This window comes from Sphingobacterium sp. JUb56, from assembly GCF_014191365.1.
Classification (GTDB): domain Bacteria; phylum Bacteroidota; class Bacteroidia; order Sphingobacteriales; family Sphingobacteriaceae; genus Sphingobacterium; species Sphingobacterium anhuiense.
On sequence record NZ_JACHWL010000001.1, the window covers coordinates 1,356,888 to 1,377,710 of the forward strand.

Below are 20,823 nucleotides of genomic sequence, written 5' to 3' on the forward strand. Positions count from 1 at the left end.
ATGTTGTAAATACCGCGAAAAAAAGAAGTACAGCTCGAATCGAATTTCTCATTATAGATATAAGGTAAATATTTAAGTCAGCTATGGTGCTGGTATCAAAGCTTATTTAGAACACAACATAATCATATTTTCTATGTTTTATAGCCGTAGTTTTATATTCATTTTTTCAAAAAGGCCAGCTGTCCAGATTACTAAAATAGCAAAAAGAAAGCAATTAAGAAGACCTGGCAACCCAGAGGTTAATTGATCGGGTAATGTAATTAAGGTTAAACTAGAGGCTGCATAATACAAATAAGGTATACAATAAGTAGTAAGTGTACTTGTACCAGCTGGTTTGATCCATTTAAACCATCCTGTCAAGTTATAATAGGTTAAGATATCCATTAAAGTATATGTCAAGAGAGAAATACATAAGACATAAAATAACCAAGGTAATGTCGCCGAGATTTTATTTACAATCCAATATTGATGACAGAAATATCCCATCGCTAAACTGATCAACCCAGATAAAATGATATAGAACCATTGCATGCTTTTAGATAATTTTTCCATTTTAGCAAGTGACATACTGAGTATTACACCACCCATGGTGAAAGCTGTTAATACGCCATTGCCGATATGAAATAGTGCAATGAATCCGTCAATAAAATTACCTTTTGGTAGATTTAAGATTGAAGTTCCACCAAACTCTGCTTTTAATGGCGTTTTAAGAATTGCGATCAAAATAAGGATGACAGCACTGTAAAATAGGTATTTCTGTCGATCAGAAAATAGTAAATAAACAGTCGCACAAAAGAAATAAGAAAAACCAATCATCCCAAGAATACCCCAATTCGAAGAAAATACAGATCCATTTGCTCCTCTAAAGCTAATTGCTAAATAGAGAAGTATGAGTACACCTATTATTTTGAAGATGGGGATCAGGCCTTGTATTCGATGATTCGTAACCTTTGAATAGTCGTTCCAGATGGCAACAAAAGCTAGGATCATCAGTACCCAATAGATAGCGATTGAATAAGGAGTGTCTGCCGCTAGCCCGGCTTCGGAATTTCCGATAAAAACTCCAGTAATCAAAAGTGCAAATGTACGGGACAAAATATGTTTTATTGTCGATAGCGATTCATATCCTTTAGTATACCGTATCTCGATTGCATAAGGTATGGATAAACCGACAGAGAAAAGAAAGCATGGAAATATAACATCTGCTAGCCCCATAAAATCTTCTCCATAAGCAGCATGCTCAAGATAATGTGGAACGTCATGAATTTTCCAAAAATCATTAACAAAGATCATAATCAACATGGTCAGTGCCCGCATCATATCAATTGCTGGATTCCGCTTATGATAAAATAAACTTTGCTTTTCCATTCTTTCACAATAAGGTTATTCCTGTACTTATGTTCAATTGTTGATTACTCGAATATTCCTGAATAAACTGTACTTCGAAGTATTCCTTCTTCTGTATCACCAGCATATTCCCAATACATAGCTCCTAATAAACCTTTTGCTCTTATAAAATCGCACTTGAGCCTGATGGATTCAGGGCTTTCATAGGACAAAACAAATTCTCCTTGTTGATTGACCATGTAATTCGCTTTTGCAACATCATCCCATTTTTTTTCCAATCCTTGTAGCTTTAATAAGTCTTTGTAATCGATAAAACTTTTAACTTCTTCCTTATTTCCTCTTCCATAAAAGGGTACTCCTAAAACAAGTTTGTGAGCAGGCATCCCCGCGGTAATATGTGCTGCTACTGCTTCTTCACATGTTGTATTACCAGACAATGCTGATCGGTATAGGCTCGCATGGTGGTAAGGAGGATTACCGGAATCGTAGGTCATGATATTGACAAAATTTAGATAAGGTGCAACTATATCGAAAGCCACATATTTACCACTTGCCACAGAAGCCATAGTTAGCAATTTTTTAGTGCCAATAGCTTTTCTAATCGCTTTCATCAATAAACTAAAATTATGGGTATCATTAATATGGGAAGATATACCTGCGGCCGAACTAGTAGGGTATTCCCAGTCAATATCAATACCATCTAAATGAAATTGTTTGACAGCTCGAGCACAATCTTGGGCAAATTGCTCTCTTTTAGTGTTATCTGAGGCCACCTCACTAAATCGGCCACTTCCCCAACCACCGATCGACAATAATACCTTAAGATGAGCATATTTTTTCTTCAGATCGACAATCGATTGTAACCGTGTTTCATTATCGATACGAATACCATTAAAAGCATCATTAACATGACCAAATGCGTAATTAATATGTGTAATCTGTGTTGGATCGGGTATATCTGATGTCCAGGAAGTTACATAGGCGACTATAACCTTACTAGGTTTCTTTTTCGCAAAAATGGGTGAGACAGTAGATATTAGCAGTATTAACACAATAATAAGCTGAAAGGAAAAAAACGCTATACACGATTTCTCATTCTTTTTAATTAGCATAAGTTTCAATATATGAGATCTTTTTTTTAATGTTAGGTTAGTCCTATCTGTAAATATAATATATTATTTGTTGATAATCAATTCGTTATATATCTTTTTTTCTAACAAGATAAATTGTCTGAACTAAAATGAAAAGTATATTTAAACTTCCTTTTATCTAGCATTAATCTACCCAATCTGCTTACATCGTCCGGTTAATGTTGATAGAAGTCAGAAGTTTATTCTTTAACTTTATAAACCAGTATATTTGAATCGCAGCATGAATGAAAAGATAGAGACAATTAATAGGTGGATTGACCAATACAGTCTGCCCTTATTAAAAAGAGCAATGTATTTAGTGTCTGATAAAGAAGATGCCGAGGATTTGGTACAAGATGTTTTTATAAATGCCTTTGAGTCATATACTAACTTCAAGGGTAATAGTAGTCCCTTAACTTGGCTCATGCGTATCTTAAAGAATAAAGTTGCTGATTTCTATCGTAAAAAGTACCGTCATAACGATCAGATCAGTTTGGATTATTTTTTTGATGAATCAGGATCATGGAAAAGTGATGATATACTATATGAGTGGAACGAAGAACAAAATCTGCTGGATGACAAAGAGTTCCATATTGCTTTGGAGGAGTGTTTAGAAGGTCTTCCTTTAAAGTGGAAAATCCCTGTAAAGCTTTATTATCTCGAAGAAAAAAAGGCAGCTATAATTTGTCAGGAAACCGGAATTACAACGACTAACCTTTGGAAAATACTTCAGAGAAGTCGTTTACAATTACGGGCCTGTTTGGAAAATAATTGGTTTAATACTCAAAATTAAAACATTACTATGTTAAAAAGAACCATACACTTTTTACTGCTCTCTTGTTCTGAGACGACTTTGTTAATTGAACTGCAAAATGCTGACGAGTTATCATTAATTCAAAGACTAAGATTAAAGGGACATCTTTCTATTTGTAAATGGTGCCGCGCTTATGAGAGAAAGTTTATTTTTATGGATACACTTTTGCGCAACAATCTGAATAAAGGGCATAATCAGGTTATTCATGAAAATGATATACAGGAGTTTAAAAGTAAAATAAAAAGTAAAATTAAAACTTAATCTTTTTTGTCAGGATTTGAAAGTATCAGCGACTATTGATGTAAAGAAACATCACTGAACTTTAAAATCAATCAAAATGCATGCAAAAAACAAAAATAATGATCCAAATATAGGGTCTTCGTTAGGTTACTATATTTCGTTTGGAGGAGCAGTTCTTATTTTACTTTGGATAGGAATATTTAAGTTTACACCTACGGAGGCAAATGCGATTAAACCACTGATAGAAAATCATCCACTATCGGCTTGGATGTATACCATATTGAGTGTGCAAACCGTATCGAATATAGTTGGTGTAGTGGAAATTTTGGTAGCAATTTTACTGATTCTGACATTAAAATTTGACGAACTGAAAAAATATGCAGGATTTGCAATGTGCGTCATATTCCTGATGACATTGAGTTACTTATTCACCACACCAAATATGTGGAAGATTATAGATGGCGTACCCTATACAGATTTTTTTATACTTAAAGATCTGATGTATCTAGGATTTGGTATGCATTTGGTAAGTTATAAGACAGTTTAAAACATAAAACAATGAAAAATACATTAATAATATTGATATGTTCTATTGGAGTTGTCACATTGATGGCAATGGGTCTTGCTTTAAAGAAAAAGACAATAGAGCCACTAAATAAAATACCAACCGACATGAATCGTAAAACAAAAGAAATTTATTTTGCAGGAGGATGCTTTTGGGGTACAGAGCATTTTTTTAAACAAGTAAGAGGTGTTACTGCTACAGAAGTAGGATATGCGAATGGAACAGTTGTAAAACCAACTTATGAGGCAGTTTCTAAAGGTGTAACAGGAGCTGCAGAAACCGTTAAAGTTGTCTATGACCCCGAAGAAATTGATTTAGAACTGTTAATTGACTTGTTTTTCAAAACGATCGATCCAACACTTTTAAATCAACAAGGGAATGATATAGGAACCCAATACCGGACAGGTATTTTTTTCTCCAATAAAGAAGATGAAAGTTTAGTACATCAAAAAATTGAGGAATTAGGGAGGGCTTATCCGCAAAAGAAAATAGTGGTAGAATTTGGACCTGTAAAGAGTTTTTATGATGCAGAAACATATCATCAAGATTATTTGGACAAAAATCCTGGAGGCTATTGTCATATAGGAGCAGATTTATTTGAATTAGCAAAGAAGGCAAATCCTGTCAAAGTGGGGGAATATAAAAAAAAGGATAAAGAAACCTTAAAAAAAGAACTTACGGATATCCAGTACAATGTAACGCAAAAAAACGCTACCGAAAGAGCTTTTGATAATGAGTACTGGAATGAATTTAGAGAAGGGATCTATGTTGATGTGACGACAGGCGAACCATTGTTTATATCTTCAGATAAGTTTGAGTCGGATTGTGGATGGCCAAGTTTTTCAAAACCGATTAGTGAGAAAATAGTGAAGGAACTATCGGATAATTCATACGGAATGGAACGTACTGAAGTGCGCAGTAAGACAGGCGATGCACATTTAGGACATATTTTTAATGATGGTCCTGCAGATAAAGGAGGTTTAAGATATTGTATCAATAGTGCATCTATCAAATTTATTCCTAAAGATGAAATGGCTACGAAAGGTTATGCTAAGTATATCGCATTGTTAGAGAAAAAAGATCAGAAGTCAATTAAATAACATGTTGTTAGGTAGTTCTTTATTTTATAATCATTTCGAATTATCAGGATGTAAATTTATACATAAGATCATCCGTACATGATAAAGTTATTTATATAAGTGTTATCATTATATAGGCGATGTGTTAAAATTATTATAGACAATCTCAGAGAGAGTAAGACATTTTAAAGATGAACTTACTCTCTTTTTTTATCTATTTATTTTTCCCTCGAACCGCTTAAAATATCTATTCATATACATTTAACAGGGACGTAATTTATAACATGCATTCACGCGACGTCATTTACTTTAATAATGATGGATTGTCTATTCACCTTCAGTATACTGTTTTTTAGCGAGTTTAATATATTGTTAATCTAAATGTAATAAACAATATACGTTGTTTGTCTTAATTTTGAATCAGAAAGTTAAAGGAAATTATTAAGGGAAAAATTATCCAAAAATCTACTCATTTAAAGCACAACAAACGAGTACTAAAAAATAAAACATGATGACAACGTTAGTAAAAACATTCGCAGCGGTAGCATTAGTAACTTTAGGTAGCATTACTATGGCGGCAGATAAACCAGAAAAAAGTATGGTTAATCTTTCTACAGCTAACTTAGCAATTGGTCAATATATAGAAATCATTACCGAAGGACAATCAATAGGATTAGAGCAGTTGTTTGCAAGCGATTTTAATCAGAAAGTCCAAGGGACACATGCAAAAACAAATAGTCGATCAGAACTTATTAACTTCTTTAAAAAGCAAAAAGGAGAGCGATTAAACTGTAAGACTACTACACAGATTTTAGAAACCTCCAAAGACTACGCTATTGCCAAAGTGATCATGCAATTCGATAGCTTTACCAAGATTGACATTGTAACTTTAATCAACGATAAGGGGACTTGGAAAATAACGGACTCCGTCACCTCATATAAATAGAAAATTTCACTGAAAAATATAGGTTTTATATCAGGCCATATCGTTAGATATGGCTTTTTCTATTAGACATACATTTCTATAATATTACTCTTTTTGTTCTAAGATATTATAACTTTATTAGAACTAAAGAGTCAACATCTTGACAAACTGATGAATTTATTAAAATGTGAATAAGTTATTTTTACTGAAATATTTATTTGAATAAACATGAAAAAAGTAACAATTAAAAATACAGATTTAGAAATTGCTCCGATCAATTTTGGAGGTAATGTTTTTGGATGGACTTTAGATGAAAAAGAATCATTTGATATTTTAGACGCGTTTGTAGATGAAGGTTTTAATTTTGTGGATACTGCAGATACATATTCTTGGTGGGTGAATGGAGTAGGAGGCCAGTCTGAGACTATCATTGGAAAATGGATGAAGCTACGTAATAACAGAGAAAATATTGTCATTGCAACAAAAGTGGGATCTGAAACAAAAGAACATCCTGTTGATATCAGTAAAAAACATATCCTGAAATCCGTTGATGAATCTTTACAGCGTTTAGGTACAGACCATATCGATCTGTATTATACGCATTTTGATGATCAAATAACACCAATTGAGGAAACATTATCTGCGTATGACGAGATTATTAAGGCTGGTAAAGTTCGTTATATTGCAGCTTCTAATCTATCCCCTAAGCGATTGATAGAATCTTTTGATGTTGCTGAGAAGAACAATTTTCCGAAATATGTAGCGCTTCAACCACATTATAATTTGATGGAACGCACTACTTTTGAAAAAGATTACGCGCCTTTAGTTGAAAAATACAATTTAAGTACTTTTTCATACTGGTCATTAGCCGCCGGATTTCTAACAGGAAAATATAGAAATGAATCAGATCTTAACAAGAGTGCGCGTGGTGAAGGAGTGCGGAAATATTTAAATGCTGAGGGATTAAATGTGCTGTCTGCTCTTGATAAAATCGCATTGAAATATCATACACAACCAGCAACAATAGCCTTAGCGTGGCTACTGGCCAATCCATTAATTACAGCACCAATAGTAAGCGCAACGAGTAATAATCAATTGAAAACGCTATTTGATGCTCCTAAAATCACTTTAGATCAGGAAGATTTAGCATTATTGAATGAGGTCAGTAAATAATTGAGATTTTGGTACTAATGGTAAGAATATTATTTATAATGGTATAAATTACGGATGTTTAAAAAGTAAAGGATCTGTCTATTTTTTTTTAAGTAGCTTTATGATAACACACTGTGTTGCTCAATACATAAATATGAAGACCATACTACTTATACTGCTCATTATAGTCGCTTTATTGATGATTTACTTTGGAATTAGAGGAAATCTATTACCCCCCATATTAACTGGATTAGGATTTATTATTATAGCAATCTTATTTAAAATCGGCGTCAAGAAATAATTTGACGCCGATTTTAAATTATATCGCTTGGGAAAATAGGTCATCTATATCAACTATTTAAACAAGTTTAAAGAAGATGCGATCCGGCATGCTTCAATTGAATTCGTAACACGAAGTTTTTCAAGAATATTTTGTCGGTGTCGATTGACAGTATTAATACTGATGGAGAGGTCATCAGCAATTTCTTTACTGCGTCTGCCAATTTTTATTAAACTAAGAATTTCTATCTCTCGCTTGGATAATAAATTGCTACTTTCCTGTTTTTCAGGTTGAATAATTTGCCCTGTAACACTATTCACAATAAAGCCCTCGTAAGACTCTGTGTTATCGGACAAATGTGCAAAATTGTATAAACATAGGGCTAACCAAATACTGCCATTAGGTGAATTCTGAACATAATACATGCGATGGGATATCCATATATACTGACCTTCCTGATTGTACATCCTGATCTTACTAATGACATGAAAATTGTGACGGTCAGTAAGAGGTATATGTTTTATAAAATGAAAATATTGCAATTCAAGGATATGCTTCCGTAGTAGATCATCAGGGTGAATAAGCTTGAAAATTGCATCTTCCCATATGGAATCAATCTCTGAATCATGATCTGATAATCCTAGTGTTTGGGCAAGCCCTCCGTTGTAGATATAGCTTTTGTCATTTTTAAGATCACTCAAAACCGCTATCGAATTTTCAATATGAGCATAAAATTGTGCAATATATTGACATTGCTGAAGCAGTTTGTGAGGATCTGGCTCTTGTTCAAATACTTGCTCTAAAAGCTTTTCGTTAAGAACTCCTGCAATGTTATTCATATCTTAAAAAATGGTTATTTATCAGTATTGATAATCTTTAAACGCTCGTATACCTTTGCTAAAGTAAAAAATTATAAGATTATTTGAATACAGAGATGAAGAAATTAATACTACTTATGATGACTGTTCTTTGCCAACAGTTGACAATGGCACAAAATCTAACGAAAATGCAGTGGTTTAATGAACCGGCAAAGTGGGAGGTAAAGGACCAAACGCTGAGTATGTTCGTAACACCCCAGAGTGATTATTGGCGTATATCACATTATGGATTTACTGTTGACGATGCTCCATTTTATTATGGAACTTATGGTGGTGAGTTTGAGACAAAAGTAAAAATTTCTGCTGACTATAAAGCGAGATTTGATCAGATGGGATTGATGCTACGGATTGATAAAGAAAATTATATTAAAGCAGGAATCGAGTTTGTTGATGGAAAATACAATTTAAGTACTGTCGTGACACACCGCACCAGTGATTGGAGTATCATCAGTCTAGAAAAAGCCATTCCATACGTATGGATAAAAGCTGTAAGGAGGTTGGATGCTGTAGAGATATTTTACTCTTTTGATGATAAAAGTTATACTTTAATGCGTAATGCCTATTTACAAGATAATACACCTGTTATGGTGGGCTTAATGGCGGCATGTCCTGATGGTAATGGTTTTAACGCAACATTTGAGCATTTCGAAGTGAAACATCTTGCTGATCAAAGACGCTTAGAATGGTTAAAAAATCATGCAAACTAAATGGTACATGTTCATGCCTCAATAAAAAAAATAGAAGTACCCCAGTATTTTTAGTGAAAATTTAATAACTGAATCGGATAATAGCTACAGATTAGCTTTATCCGATTTTTCATTTCCTTTTTTGATGTTAATGCATTGGCATTGTTGCCAATATAAAAATTTGTTTAACAGATAATATGATTAATAAACGATGCTATATGGTGCTTTAGTTCAGGTTTTAAAAATAATTACATAAAATCTACTTAGTTGGTAGACTTTATTAAATTTATTTTTATATTTGCCTTATCGTTACTCAATTGGCGTTGGCAAACGAAACCGAAATTAATATTCATTATTTAACAAAGTTTATGAAAAACAATCTTACTAACCCATCTACAAGAGCAGTCTCCGTGACTGATTATGTTTCCTTTAATTCCCTTCCTGCTGGATGCGAATGTGCATCTAATTTCAAAAAATCTTCTTTAAAAAAATAGGGGAAGCTTTAACGCTCCCCCAAGTTTGGATATAATGAACCACAAGTCTTCAATTGGCGTTGGCACTTGTAAGTATTCACTATTAAACACCGTAAAACTATGAAAAAATTAGGAGTACTTCGGTATTCTATACTTATTTTGTTCTTAATACGCAGCCTGAATTCGCTGTATGCTCAAATAGAACCTAAACCGATAATAAATGCCTCCTTAGTTGGTACAGTTATCGATGCTTCCAGTAAAGAACCCATTGAAGGTGTTACTGTGCAATTGGAAGCAGTAACACATAGTGTAAAAACAGATGGAAATGGGCGGTTTCAATTTGTCACAGGTCAAAAACTCCCTTTTACGCTGATTGTATCTTTTGTCGGGTATGAAAAGAAAAAGATTGTTATCAATACATCACCTACTGTAATTGAATTAAGCCCTACTACGGAAGATCTTGATGAAGTCGTAGTGGTAGGCTATGGTACGCAGAAACGCCGCGATTTGACGGGATCAGTTGCTTCCTTAAATGAGTCTTTATTGAAACAGAATGTATCATCGCTAGATCAGACTTTGAAAGGTGGTATATCAGGGGTGCAGGTTACGCAAACTTCTGGGCAGCCGGGCGGTGGTGTCAGTATACGTATTCGTGGAGGCGCATCTATTCAGGGGGGAAATGAACCCTTATATGTTATTGATGGTTTTCCCATATATAATCAAACAGAGAGTACTGGAGTAGGTAGTGGAACTCCTGTCAATCCCATGTCGAGCATCAATCCAAGTGATGTCGAAAGTATTGAAGTTTTAAAAGATGCTGCTGCAACAGCAATCTACGGTTCTCGTGGTGCTAACGGCGTAATATTGGTGACAACTAAGAAAGGTAAAGCAGGTCGTGTACAACTGAACTATGATGGTAGTATAGGACAACAACAGGTGTTAAAAAAAATAGATGTCCTAACAGCTCCAGATTTTGCTATTCTTCGCAATGAGGCCTTATATGATGCATATCCGAATCTGGGAAAATTTCAGTACCTCACACAAGACAAAATCGATCAATTAGGTTCAGGAACAAATTGGCAAAAAGAAGCTTTCCAAAATGGACAGATTACGAATCATCAATTATCTTTATCAGGTGGAGCTGAACAGGTGCAATATTTTATTGGAGCTAATTATTTTGACCAAGATGGAGTAATTAAAAATACAGATTTTAAGCGTTTAGGTTTCCGTTCCAATATCAATGCTAATCCTTTTAAGCGCTTAAATGTTGGCGCTAATTTTTCAATTAACAGAACAACATCTCAAATTGCACCATCAGGAATTATCAATGCATTATTGATAATGCCTCCAACCGCAACCATATATGATGCCGATGGATCCTACACATTAAGAAATCCGTTTGAAAACATTTTTGCAAATCCTATTGCAACATTAAAAGAAACCACCAATACATCAAACGCATTACGCATTTTGGGAACTTCATTTGCTCAATATGATATTATAGAAGGGCTTCAAGCGAAAGTGTTATTAGGTGTAGATTTAAACAATAGGACCGATAAATTTTATTTGCCTTCTTACATCTACGAGGGGGCAGGTAACAATGGAAAAGCAAATTTAGGTAATCTAGATTCATATTCATGGCTGAATGAAAATACGTTAAACTATACCACTTCTTTTCAAGATCATCATTTAAATGCTTTAGTTGGATTTACGCAACAGGAAGCAAAGAATGAGACCTTCAACGCGGGAGCTGAAAATTTCGTAACGGATGATCTTTTGTATAACAGTCTGCAAAGTGGATCAACCCTTGTCCGTCCAAATTCCGATGCTTATTCTTGGATACTGCATTCTTATCTGGCTCGTGTAAATTATAATTATGCCAATAAATATTATTTATCAGCCAGTATCAGGCGCGACGGTAGCTCTAGATTTGGAGCTGATAATAAATGGGGAAATTTTCCTTCATTAGCTTTTTCATGGAGAGCTAGCAACGAAAGCTTTTTTAAAGAAACGTTCAGTGCGGTCAATGATTTAAAAATCCGAGCTAGTTTTGGAACTACGGGCAACCAGGAGATCGGTCAGTATCAGTCGCTTTCGACATTATATAACTTAAATTATTTATTTGGCAATAAAATAGTAACCGGTTTTGCTTCGCAACGTATACCAAATAAAAATTTAGGTTGGGAAACGACCTATCAGTATGATGGAGGATTTGATATTGCGCTATTTAACAGTAAACTACAGTTTACCTTAGACTACTACTACAAAAAAACCACCGATTTATTACTTAATGTTGAAATTCCATGGACATCAGGTTATGCATCTTCTTTACAGAATTTTGGTTCAGTTTCCAACAAAGGATTTGAATTTGGCTTGAAAACCAGGAACCTAAATGGAAAATTTGTCTGGAATACAGATGTGAACTTTTCATTCAATCGAAATCAAGTATTAACCATTGGTACAGGAGCACAATCTTATATTTCTGGAAATTATATCATTAAAGTTGGTGAACCTCTCGGAACTTTTTATGGCACACAGATCGATGGAATTTTACAAAAAGGAGAGGAATCAACTAAAGGTTTATTTACTGGAAATGCCATACCAAAAGCTGGGGATCGTCTTTACAAAGATATCGACGGTGACGGTAAATTTACAACAGCAAATGACCGTGGCATCATTGGAAATGCACAACCAGATTTTATTTTTGGACTAACCAATACGCTTTCTTATCGCGGCTTTGATCTTACTTTTTTAATACAAGGAACAGTTGGAAATGAGTTACTTAATATCAATCGTCAAAACTTGGAAATGTTTACGGGACAACAAAATGCATCAACAGATGCTTTAGACAGATGGACTGAAACAAATGCCAGTCAAAGCTATCCTAGAGCGAAATTAGATCCTGCTCCAATTTTTTCAGATCAGTTTGTTGAGAATGGTTCATTTGTCAGATTAAAGTCTTTTCAATTTGGCTATACCATTCCTAAACATGTATTAAATGCTACTCGAATATCCAATTTGAACGTATACCTATCTGGACAAAATTTACTTACCTGGAGTAAGTACAAAGGTTTTGATCCTGAAGTGACATCAGGTAGTAACGTACAGATAGGGACAGATTCTGGAATTTATCCAGCTTCACGCTCCCTCACAGTAGGTCTTTCTTTAACATTTTAATCCAGAGGCACATGAAAATTACAAATATATTATTCGCATCCACATTATTGATTGGAATCGTATCATGCTCAAAATTAGATGAGAAACCGGAAAGTCTACTGGTTTCTGAGCAGTTTTATCTGAATGAAAATCAAGCTGTTTCTGCTGTTAACGGAACATATCGCAAACTATATGAAAGCGGACAGTCCATCTATAATAGTCTTTTTCAAATTGGAGTAGAAATGGCGACTGATGATTATGAAGCCGGACCAAGAGCGCGGAATGCACATGTACGTGCGATCAGTAACTTGACACACGATGCATCGAATGACCGGATGGAACAATTGTGGAAACAAAGTTACGACGCTATAAATGCTTCAAATCAAAATATAGAATACATCGCTTTGATATCACCTGAAAAGATTAATGACGCAATCCGTAAGCGTTTAATTAATGAAGCCAAGTTTTTAAGAGCACTGCATTATTTTAATTTAGTTCGTTGGTTTGGTCCCGTTCCTTTAGTTCTAAAACCTGTAACATCACTTAGCACGGAAGAGCTTTATGTAACCAAGGCTTCTGAAAAAGAAGTCTATAACCAAATTATTGCAGATCTTAAAGATGCAGAAAATCTACCCAATTATAAATCTTACGGTGACAACGATAAAGGAAGAGCTTCATCAGGAGCTGCCAAAAGTATACTGGCAAAGGTATATTTAACACAACAAGATTGGTCAAATGCAAAATTAAAAGCACAGGATGTAATTGATAAAGAGGGATATGATTTGTTTCCCGAATTTACGGATGTATTCAATATCGATAAGAAAAACGGTATTGAACATATTTTCTCTGCACAATTCAAAGGGAACAGTGGATATCAGGGAAATTCGCTTGCAAGTAGATCTGCACCTGCGGATATTCCGGGTATTAATGGTGACTATGCGGATGCTTGGCATGCTGAAGGTGGTTTATATGGTACTTTTTCTAAACAGGATAAACGTTTAAATACCACATTTACTACAGGGATGATTTCTCCGGTCGATGGTAAGTATTATGCTCTTGCAAAACCTCAATTTAATAAATATTATGATGAGAGTGTAGTAGGCAACCAAAGTCAATCTTCTAAAAATTTACCCATTATTCGTTATGCTGAAGTATTGCTCATATTGGCAGAAGCTGAAAATGAACTCAATGGATCAAGTTCACTAGCACAGACTTTTCTAAATAAAGTTAGAATGCGTGCAGCAACAGGTGATATCGAAAAAAATTTAAGTAAAGATGATTTTAGAGAAGCAGTATTTGAAGAGAGAAGGAAGGAGTTAACTTTTGAATATCAAAGGTGGTTTGACTTAGCGCGCAGAGGGGCAACCTATTATGTTGCAAAACTAAAGGCCGCAGGTAAAACAAATGCGGCTCCAAGACATATTCATTTTCCCACGCCACAACGCGAACTGAATTTAAATCCAAATCTTAAACAGCATCCAGATTGGGTTAATAATTAAAATCAATTCACATTCATTAAAAATTTCACATAATGAAAAGAAACTATTATTTATTGACGCTCTTAATGACTTTAAGCAGCCTCGCTGGATGGTCCCAGGACAAACGTCCAAATGTGATCTTGATCTTGGTCGATGATCTCGGTTTTTCAGATATTGAACCATATGGTGCATCTGATATCCATACCCCAAATCTAACAGAATTGGCATCTCAAGGAACTCGTTTTCAAGAATTTTATAACAACTCGATCTGTGCTCCAACAAGAGCATCTTTATTGACAGGGCAATATGCCCATAAGGCAGGACTAGGTTATTTCAATGTAAACCTTGGACTTCCTGCATATCAAGGTTTCTTGAATAAAGAATCGCCAACGTTGGCAGAAGTCTTAAAAAAGGCAGGTTATTCCACTATTATATCAGGCAAATGGCATGTTGGGGACGATTACGATCAGTGGCCAGCACAACGAGGATTTGAACGGTCGTTCAATTTTGTAGGAGGTGCGTCTAATTTTTATGAAATCAGCGATTCTACTCAAGCGACAGTGCCTTTGTACAAGAATAATAAACCCTTCTACTTACCTAAAGATCGATATCTGACCGATGAAATTACCGATCAGGCAATTGGATTTTTGAAAGAGCAACATCATGATAAAAAGCCATTCTTTCTATACCTAGCCTTTAATGCACCACACTGGCCTCTACAGGCACCAGAAGAAGAAACGCAAAAGTATCAGGGAACTTATACTATTGGTTGGGACAGTTTACGCACAAAACGATATGAAAATGCTATTAAACAAGGCGTATTCCCTGCGAAGCAGAAAATAAGTGCTAAAGATACATTAACGCAAGGATGGAATAAATTAACCTATGATGAGCAACAATACTGGAAAAGAAGACAGCAAGTATTTGCAGGTATGATTGATCGTGTGGATCAAAGTATCGGTAAGATTCGTCAGACCCTAAAAGAGTTAAAAGTTGATGACAATACAATCATTATATTTTTGTCTGACAATGGTGCACAAGGTGGTGATCGAGCCCGTATTTATACAAGCAGAAACACGGGTACTGTTGGTTCTGCAGGATCTTATGATGTGCAAAATAGCAATTGGTCACAAATGGGAAATTCACCATTAAGAAGTTACAAGGATAACCCATACGAGGGCGGTATTGGCGCTCCTTTTATTGTTTGGTACCCTAAGGAAGTAAAAGCCAACACCATTAAAAGAGGAACTGGACATCTAATTGATATTGCTCCAACATTATATGATTATGCCCAAGCAAAGTACCCAAATACGAATTATGGGACCGCTACCAATACACTTCCCGGAGTCAGCCTTAGAAAACTGTTAAATACTGATCTGGCACAGGTGGAGCGTAATCAAGCTTTATTTTGGGAACGTGCCGGCAATCGAGCTGTCCGTTTCGGAAAATGGAAACTGGTGTCTACCTATCGTAACGGGAATAATGTAGAGTTATATGACATCGATACAGATAGAGGAGAGAATCATAATGTCGCGTCTCAGAATCCTCAAGTTGTAAAACAGCTTGAAGAACTGTATCGAAAATGGGCAAAAGAAAACGACGTTGTCAATTATGACCGAATCAAAGGACAATCCTCATTTCGCTAACATTTAAAATCAAACATTACCATGAAAAAAATATTTTCCATATTATATTTAACTGCAAGCCTAACGACACTTGGTGTAGCACAGCAAAAAAAGCCTAACATCGTGCTAATCTTAGCCGATGATTTGGGTTATTCAGATCTTGGCGCATACGGAGGTGAGATTGAAACCCCCAACTTAGATCGGCTTGCATCAGAAGGATTGCGGTTACGTGAGTTCTATAATAATTCCATTTGTGCACCCACTCGTGCGTCTTTATTGACAGGGCAGTATCAGCATAAAGCTGGAGTAGGCTATTTTTCTAATGACCTCGGATTACCTGCTTATCAAGGATATATTAATCAAGAATCACTAACCCTTGCTGAAGTATTGAAGGAAAACGGTTATAACACCATCACATCCGGTAAATGGCATGTATCTGGCAAAGGGACGAGCCTTCCTTGGCAGCGTGGTTTTGATCTCGTATTTCCAAAGGATGAAAAGAGTTCTGATTCAGGTGCGCCGGGTTTTAAAGGTGAAACAGATGCACAAGGATATCCACTTCCTGAAAACTATGCTACCAATGTAATCAATCAACATGCTTTATCATTTTTGGATCAAGTAAAAGATGATAAAAAACCCTTTTTCCTCTATTTAGCTCATACAGCTCCACACTGGCCTTTAATAGCGCTACCTCAGGATATTGCAAAATATAAGGGGAAATACGATAAAGGCTGGGAAGCAATTCGTCAAGAAAGATTTAAACGTCAGAAGGAGTTAGGTTTAATTACACCTGATACCAAATTATCAATACGTGATGAAGATATTTACGATTGGGACCGACTATCTTTTGATCAACGTCAATTGTGGGCAAAGAAAATGGAAATATATGCCGCTATGGTCGACCGCTTAGATCAGAGTATTGGTCACCTTATCCAGAAATTGAAAGACAATAATCAACTGGATAATACACTCATTGTTTTTTTATCCGACAATGGAGCTCCAGCTGAAGATTTAGTGAAGTGGCATCATGGCGCAAGAATAAACTCAGGGCCTGTAGGCACTACAGGTTCGTATGAATCACAGAGTAAAAACTGGTCATATGCTTCCAACACACCTTATAAAGCATTTAAAGATTACACATATGAAGGTGGTATTAATACACCATTTATAGCTTGGTTTCCTAATCGAATAAAGGCAAATACCATTAAAAATGGGACGGGACATATTATTGATTTAGCACCAACATTCTACGCTTTAGCAGGAGCGACATATCCAAAAACATACAAGGGTTTAAAAACCAATGATTTAAAAGGTAAAAATCTGTTGCCTGTTATTTTTGATGATAAGAATAAAATTGACAGACCTGAAGGACTTTTCTGGGAACGTGCCGGTAATCGCGCGGCTCGAATAGGCAAATGGAAGTTGATCTCAACTTGGCCCTCTTATAAATGGGAATTGTATAATTTAGAAAACGACCCTACTGAAATAAAAGATGTTGCTAGCCAAAATCATGATGTGGTATCCCAATTATCTCAAGCATATTTCAAATGGGCTAAAATAAACGGTGTTGTTGATTTCGCCGAACTTGAGGATCGTGAACCGGTATCTATGAAAGAATTTAGAAAAAGTAAGACACAAGAAATAGCAGCACCCGCTTTCCGTTTTTAGTGAATTATCTTTTCTAAAAAATGAACTCGTAACAATTTAAGAAAATTCGACATTTATATCGTGTTTAACAAATGAAAAAACAGATTACATTAATCCTAATTTTATTGGTCATCACAGTGTTTGATGGCAAAGGACAAAACCAATCATCTCCGATAGAGAAGGAGAAGAGAGAACAAAAAGATTTTCGCGTAAAAGCGGCGTTATTTCATGAAAAAATAAGCCAACAGGATAAGCCTCAGATTTTAGATGCTCGCAGTGCTGAAGAATATGAACAGGCACATTTACCACAAGCTCGTCAGATCGATCCTGCCGTTAAAGGTTATGAACAGCAATTGGGTCGATTAATTAAAAGTCAACCAGTCTTTATCTATTCTATCCAAACCGGGCGATCTACAAAAATCGCTAATTTACTCGCAGAACGTGGATTTACAAAGATCTATGTTTTGGCACCTGGTATTTCAGCTTGGATCGGAGCAGGATATCCAGTAGAGGTAGCAACTGTAAATAAAAATAGAATTTTATTGGCTGATTTTAAAACAGCATTGAAATCTCAGGAATATGTTCTCGTTGACTTCGGATCAAACTATTGCCCCCCTTGTAAAAAAGTAATACCAGTATTAGATTCAATCAACAGCAAGGCGGAAAATAATATCAAAACAATTTTAGTAGAAATAGATGCAAATCCTGAAATAATTAAAGATTTTAAAATAACTTCCATACCAACATTAATTCTTTATAAGAATGGTGAACCTATATGGAAAAAAACAGGTATTCCCTCCGTTGCAGAAATTGTAGCTGCAAGTGTCAAGTAGTGGTCTTGACGTGCTATAAGCATTATGATTTTAATAGCTAATCTGTATTATACAGGTTAGCTATTTTTGTATCCTAGTTCTGTCTTGTTTTTCCAAAATCAGGTTTTAGTGACTTAAATTCCCATGTATTCATAGTATATGTAAATTTCCCTTTCTCCATCTGCCTTACATCTATTGCAATTCGCTTCTCTCAGATAGTGATGAAATATAATTTCAGAATGATAGCATTACCCTTGTACAAGTCATCCATTAAACTGCATAAATCTTATTTTGTAATGTAGATCATTTTTGTATATTTACGATAAGTAACCAATTATTTAATTACCAGAAACAACCCATATTCTTAACAATTTGATAACCTCCTAAAAGGATTAAGCTGTTTGTTTTTTAAATAAATTTGCCCGTGGTTTTCAAACCACAAAACCACAGATGTAGAAGATAAAACATATCAATTAACATGAATAAAACGGTAACAGAAATTGAAGAAATCGTAGCAATGTCGAGGGGAGACGTAAAGGCTTTCAATGCATTATATGCGCGGTATCATAAACCTGTACATGCAAATATTCTAAAATTAATCGATAATCGTGAATTAGCGACGGAAGTGTTGCAAGATGTTTTTTTATCGCTTTGGCAGAATCGATTTAAGATACAGGTTGATCGTCCTGTTGGAGGCTGGTTATTTGTTGTCAGTTATAATAAATCGCTTAATGTTTTACGCAGTAAGTTGAAAGAATCAGTTGCGTATATTGCCAATTATCCCGAAGAAATTTATGCCGAGGAAGATAGCAGTATTCAAGAAGAAATTTTCAATAAGCAAATGGAAATCTTGGAAGAAGCCGTTGCCGTATTACCAAAAAGAAAACGGGAAGTATTTAAATTGTGTCGTTATGAGGGGCGCACAAAAGAAGATGTAGCTGATCTTTTAGGACTTAGCCCACAATCGGTAGCAGATTATCTCAAACAATCGAACAAAGCCATTAGAGAATATGTCGCTAAGCAATACCCTGCCTATGCAGAAAGATCATTACTCATCGTCTTTCTTCTCGCGAATCTTTAATTTTTTTTATCCACTCCTTATTGCCTTATCTCCGGAACATTCCGATCTGAATCATAGTAAACCGCTTCATAAGTACTTTACAAAAGGCTTTTTTACAAAAAAAAATAATCCTTTGTACCTCCGTAAAATTCGAATTATTATTTCTTTTTAAGTACGTTGGGTGATTCATCTCTCCCAAAGATTATTTGTCTTTTTTTGATAAGTATAAAAGCAAGAGTATTGCGTTTACATTAAGGCTCAAATATAATCTTTCTCATACGTGATCATGTCTTTAGTATTAAGCGATGTATCCACATGTTTAATTGATGTTTTATTAATAATTTCTTAACAACAAAAGCATCCCCTTTGGAAATTTCCTGTGTATTTACTATTGATGAAGCAACAGATTCTTAATTTAATTACTCGTTTTTGGGAAGGAAAACTTTCTAAAAATGATCAGCATAAACTATTGTCCGACTTAGAAGATTCCAAACACCCTCTAATGGAGGAACTTCGGAATGATTTTGCAACAGTACATGAAAACGAAAAATTGGCAACAGAAGAAGAGTATCAACAGATGTTATTCGGTATTCATGAAAAAATGGGAGTGATCAAAGCATTACCTAATCGACGTCGTTTAAAAATAGGCTGGTCTATTGCCGCTTCCATTTTATTGGCTATGGGAATATTTGGGTATCACTTTGTCCAAACAAATTTGCCTGTTCCCAGTACAACAGTACAAATACCAGAACCACTCATATATGAACTTGCCAACAGCAGTACAGATACGCTTACCTATAAAATGAAAGATGGATCTCGGATTATTTTATCCCCTAATAGTAATATTTATTATACAAAAGAATATGGAAACATCGATAGAAAACTGACACTAATTGGAGAAGCGAGATTTAATGTCGCCCATGATGCGCAACGACCATTTATTGTATCCGCCAACGGTTATACAACAACGGCACTTGGTACTGAATTTACAGTCGATAGTTATACTAAAAGTAAATTATCGGTTAGGTTAATATCTGGAAAAATAGTTGTGAAATCAACGAATCGCAGTCCATTTGAAATGAAAGATCAGGTGCTCAAGCCTGGACAACAGTTATTGATTGATGATCATTTTAAAACAGCTTTATTAGTTGATCGACAAGAAAAAGCGAACAATCTAAAATTAGCGGACAACGTGAAATCAGACGAACATAAACAAGAGGGTGGCCTGCAGTTTGATCAGACGCCACTTCCACAGGTGTTTTCTAAGATTGTAAAACTAAAGGGTGTAATCATTAATCTAGAAGAGGTATCTCTTGAAGGACTATCCTTTACTGGGAAATTTGAAGAACATTATCCACTGGATGTTATGCTATCCATTATTTGTCAGATGAATGAACTTACCTATACCCATAGCAATAACAGTATAATCATTAAAAATAAAAAGCAATAAAAGAAGTAAATAATACCGTTTAAATT

General features: G+C 35.1%; 17 protein-coding genes and 1 pseudogene. 15 read left to right on the forward strand and 3 right to left on the reverse strand.

The features are described 5' to 3' along the window. Positions 1-138 precede the first annotated feature (138 nt). Together FHR29_RS05450 and FHR29_RS05455 are read right to left on the reverse strand one after the other, a co-directional pair. Positions 139-1,368 (reverse strand): DUF5009 domain-containing protein, encoded by a 1,230-nt coding sequence (locus FHR29_RS05450; protein WP_183912952.1) that lies wholly within the window; start codon positions 1,366-1,368, stop codon positions 139-141. Positions 1,369-1,412: 44 nt separating this feature from the next. Continuing rightward, positions 1,413-2,399, reverse strand: coding sequence for a glycoside hydrolase family 18 protein (locus FHR29_RS05455; RefSeq protein WP_311732291.1), 987 nt, complete (start codon positions 2,397-2,399; stop codon positions 1,413-1,415). Between the two features lie 319 nt (positions 2,400-2,718). Here FHR29_RS05455 and FHR29_RS05460 point away from each other — a divergent pair, with 319 nt between their 5' ends. The 7 genes and pseudogenes from FHR29_RS05460 to FHR29_RS05485 all read left to right on the forward strand — a co-directional run bounded on the left by FHR29_RS05460 (position 2,719) and on the right by FHR29_RS05485 (position 7,273). Then, positions 2,719-3,270, forward strand: coding sequence for a sigma-70 family RNA polymerase sigma factor (locus FHR29_RS05460; RefSeq protein WP_183912956.1), 552 nt, complete (start codon positions 2,719-2,721; stop codon positions 3,268-3,270). A 9-nt stretch (positions 3,271-3,279) separates the two neighbouring features. After that, positions 3,280-3,552 (forward strand): hypothetical protein, encoded by a 273-nt coding sequence (locus FHR29_RS05465; RefSeq protein WP_031288290.1) that lies wholly within the window; start codon positions 3,280-3,282, stop codon positions 3,550-3,552. A gap of 76 nt (positions 3,553-3,628) precedes the next feature. After that, on the forward strand, positions 3,629-4,078 hold the full coding sequence (locus tag FHR29_RS05470) for a DUF417 family protein (RefSeq protein WP_132839737.1): 450 nt from the start codon (positions 3,629-3,631) through the stop codon (positions 4,076-4,078). Positions 4,079-4,203: 125 nt separating this feature from the next. Continuing rightward, a pseudogene (gene msrA, locus FHR29_RS26815) lies at positions 4,204-4,665 on the forward strand (peptide-methionine (S)-S-oxide reductase MsrA); the annotation flags it as partial. Positions 4,666-4,725: 60 nt separating this feature from the next. Beyond that, entirely contained in the window at positions 4,726-5,196 is a 471-nt protein-coding gene (gene msrB / locus FHR29_RS26820; RefSeq protein ID WP_262708415.1) for a peptide-methionine (R)-S-oxide reductase MsrB, read from the forward strand. A 487-nt stretch (positions 5,197-5,683) separates the two neighbouring features. Further along, positions 5,684-6,121 (forward strand): nuclear transport factor 2 family protein, encoded by a 438-nt coding sequence (locus FHR29_RS05480; protein WP_132768317.1) that lies wholly within the window; start codon positions 5,684-5,686, stop codon positions 6,119-6,121. A 207-nt stretch (positions 6,122-6,328) separates the two neighbouring features. Further along, a complete protein-coding gene (locus FHR29_RS05485) occupies positions 6,329-7,273 on the forward strand; it encodes an aldo/keto reductase (RefSeq protein WP_183912958.1) in 945 nt (314 codons plus the stop codon). Positions 7,274-7,606: 333 nt separating this feature from the next. On the opposite strand, the gene FHR29_RS05490 is transcribed toward FHR29_RS05485, so the two are convergent. Beyond that, positions 7,607-8,371, reverse strand: a complete 765-nt coding sequence (locus FHR29_RS05490) for a response regulator transcription factor (RefSeq protein WP_183912960.1) — start codon at positions 8,369-8,371, stop codon at positions 7,607-7,609. A 95-nt stretch (positions 8,372-8,466) separates the two neighbouring features. Between FHR29_RS05490 and FHR29_RS05495 the strand changes: the two genes are divergently transcribed. The 8 genes from FHR29_RS05495 to FHR29_RS05530 all read left to right on the forward strand — a co-directional run bounded on the left by FHR29_RS05495 (position 8,467) and on the right by FHR29_RS05530 (position 20,797). Then, positions 8,467-9,117: a DUF1349 domain-containing protein gene (locus FHR29_RS05495; RefSeq protein WP_132768311.1), complete on the forward strand. Its 651-nt coding sequence runs from the start codon at positions 8,467-8,469 to the stop codon at positions 9,115-9,117. A gap of 572 nt (positions 9,118-9,689) precedes the next feature. Further along, positions 9,690-12,746 carry a TonB-dependent receptor gene (locus FHR29_RS05500; RefSeq protein WP_183912962.1) on the forward strand — a complete coding sequence of 1,019 codons (3,057 nt, stop codon included), beginning with the start codon at positions 9,690-9,692 and terminating at the stop codon, positions 12,744-12,746. A gap of 11 nt (positions 12,747-12,757) precedes the next feature. Next, positions 12,758-14,224, forward strand: a complete 1,467-nt coding sequence (locus tag FHR29_RS05505; RefSeq protein WP_183912965.1) for a RagB/SusD family nutrient uptake outer membrane protein — start codon at positions 12,758-12,760, stop codon at positions 14,222-14,224. 32 nt (positions 14,225-14,256) lie between these two features. Then, positions 14,257-15,849 carry an arylsulfatase gene (locus tag FHR29_RS05510; protein ID WP_183912967.1) on the forward strand — a complete coding sequence of 531 codons (1,593 nt, stop codon included), beginning with the start codon at positions 14,257-14,259 and terminating at the stop codon, positions 15,847-15,849. Between the two features lie 21 nt (positions 15,850-15,870). Next, complete coding sequence (locus FHR29_RS05515; protein ID WP_183912969.1) at positions 15,871-17,496, forward strand: arylsulfatase; 1,626 nt, start codon at positions 15,871-15,873, stop codon at positions 17,494-17,496. A 71-nt stretch (positions 17,497-17,567) separates the two neighbouring features. Further along, positions 17,568-18,308, forward strand: coding sequence for a thioredoxin domain-containing protein (locus FHR29_RS05520; RefSeq protein WP_183912971.1), 741 nt, complete (start codon positions 17,568-17,570; stop codon positions 18,306-18,308). Between the two features lie 457 nt (positions 18,309-18,765). Next, positions 18,766-19,368 (forward strand): RNA polymerase sigma factor, encoded by a 603-nt coding sequence (locus tag FHR29_RS05525; protein WP_132768299.1) that lies wholly within the window; start codon positions 18,766-18,768, stop codon positions 19,366-19,368. Between the two features lie 373 nt (positions 19,369-19,741). After that, a complete protein-coding gene (locus FHR29_RS05530) occupies positions 19,742-20,797 on the forward strand; it encodes a FecR family protein (protein WP_183912973.1) in 1,056 nt (351 codons plus the stop codon). Positions 20,798-20,823: the final 26 nt, after the last annotated feature.

What these genes read in the sequence shown, in the direction of transcription:
- FHR29_RS05500 (WP_183912962.1), top strand. Translation starts at nt 9,690, where the DNA reads ATGAAAAAATTAGGAGTACTTCGGTATTCTATACTTATTTTGTTCTTA.
- FHR29_RS05505 (WP_183912965.1), top strand. Translation starts at nt 12,758, where the DNA reads ATGAAAATTACAAATATATTATTCGCATCCACATTATTGATTGGAATC.
- FHR29_RS05510 (WP_183912967.1), top strand. Translation starts at nt 14,257, where the DNA reads ATGAAAAGAAACTATTATTTATTGACGCTCTTAATGACTTTAAGCAGC.
- FHR29_RS05480 (WP_132768317.1), top strand. Translation starts at nt 5,684, where the DNA reads ATGATGACAACGTTAGTAAAAACATTCGCAGCGGTAGCATTAGTAACT.
- FHR29_RS05470 (WP_132839737.1), top strand. Translation starts at nt 3,629, where the DNA reads ATGCATGCAAAAAACAAAAATAATGATCCAAATATAGGGTCTTCGTTA.
- FHR29_RS05495 (WP_132768311.1), top strand. Translation starts at nt 8,467, where the DNA reads ATGAAGAAATTAATACTACTTATGATGACTGTTCTTTGCCAACAGTTG.
- FHR29_RS05485 (WP_183912958.1), top strand. Translation starts at nt 6,329, where the DNA reads ATGAAAAAAGTAACAATTAAAAATACAGATTTAGAAATTGCTCCGATC.
- FHR29_RS05520 (WP_183912971.1), top strand. Translation starts at nt 17,568, where the DNA reads ATGAAAAAACAGATTACATTAATCCTAATTTTATTGGTCATCACAGTG.
- FHR29_RS05525 (WP_132768299.1), top strand. Translation starts at nt 18,766, where the DNA reads ATGAATAAAACGGTAACAGAAATTGAAGAAATCGTAGCAATGTCGAGG.
- FHR29_RS05450 (WP_183912952.1), bottom strand. Translation starts at nt 1,368, where the DNA reads ATGGAAAAGCAAAGTTTATTTTATCATAAGCGGAATCCAGCAATTGAT.
- FHR29_RS05490 (WP_183912960.1), bottom strand. Translation starts at nt 8,371, where the DNA reads ATGAATAACATTGCAGGAGTTCTTAACGAAAAGCTTTTAGAGCAAGTA.
- FHR29_RS05515 (WP_183912969.1), top strand. Translation starts at nt 15,871, where the DNA reads ATGAAAAAAATATTTTCCATATTATATTTAACTGCAAGCCTAACGACA.
- FHR29_RS05530 (WP_183912973.1), top strand. Translation starts at nt 19,742, where the DNA reads ATGAAGCAACAGATTCTTAATTTAATTACTCGTTTTTGGGAAGGAAAA.
- FHR29_RS05460 (WP_183912956.1), top strand. Translation starts at nt 2,719, where the DNA reads ATGAATGAAAAGATAGAGACAATTAATAGGTGGATTGACCAATACAGT.
- FHR29_RS05465 (WP_031288290.1), top strand. Translation starts at nt 3,280, where the DNA reads ATGTTAAAAAGAACCATACACTTTTTACTGCTCTCTTGTTCTGAGACG.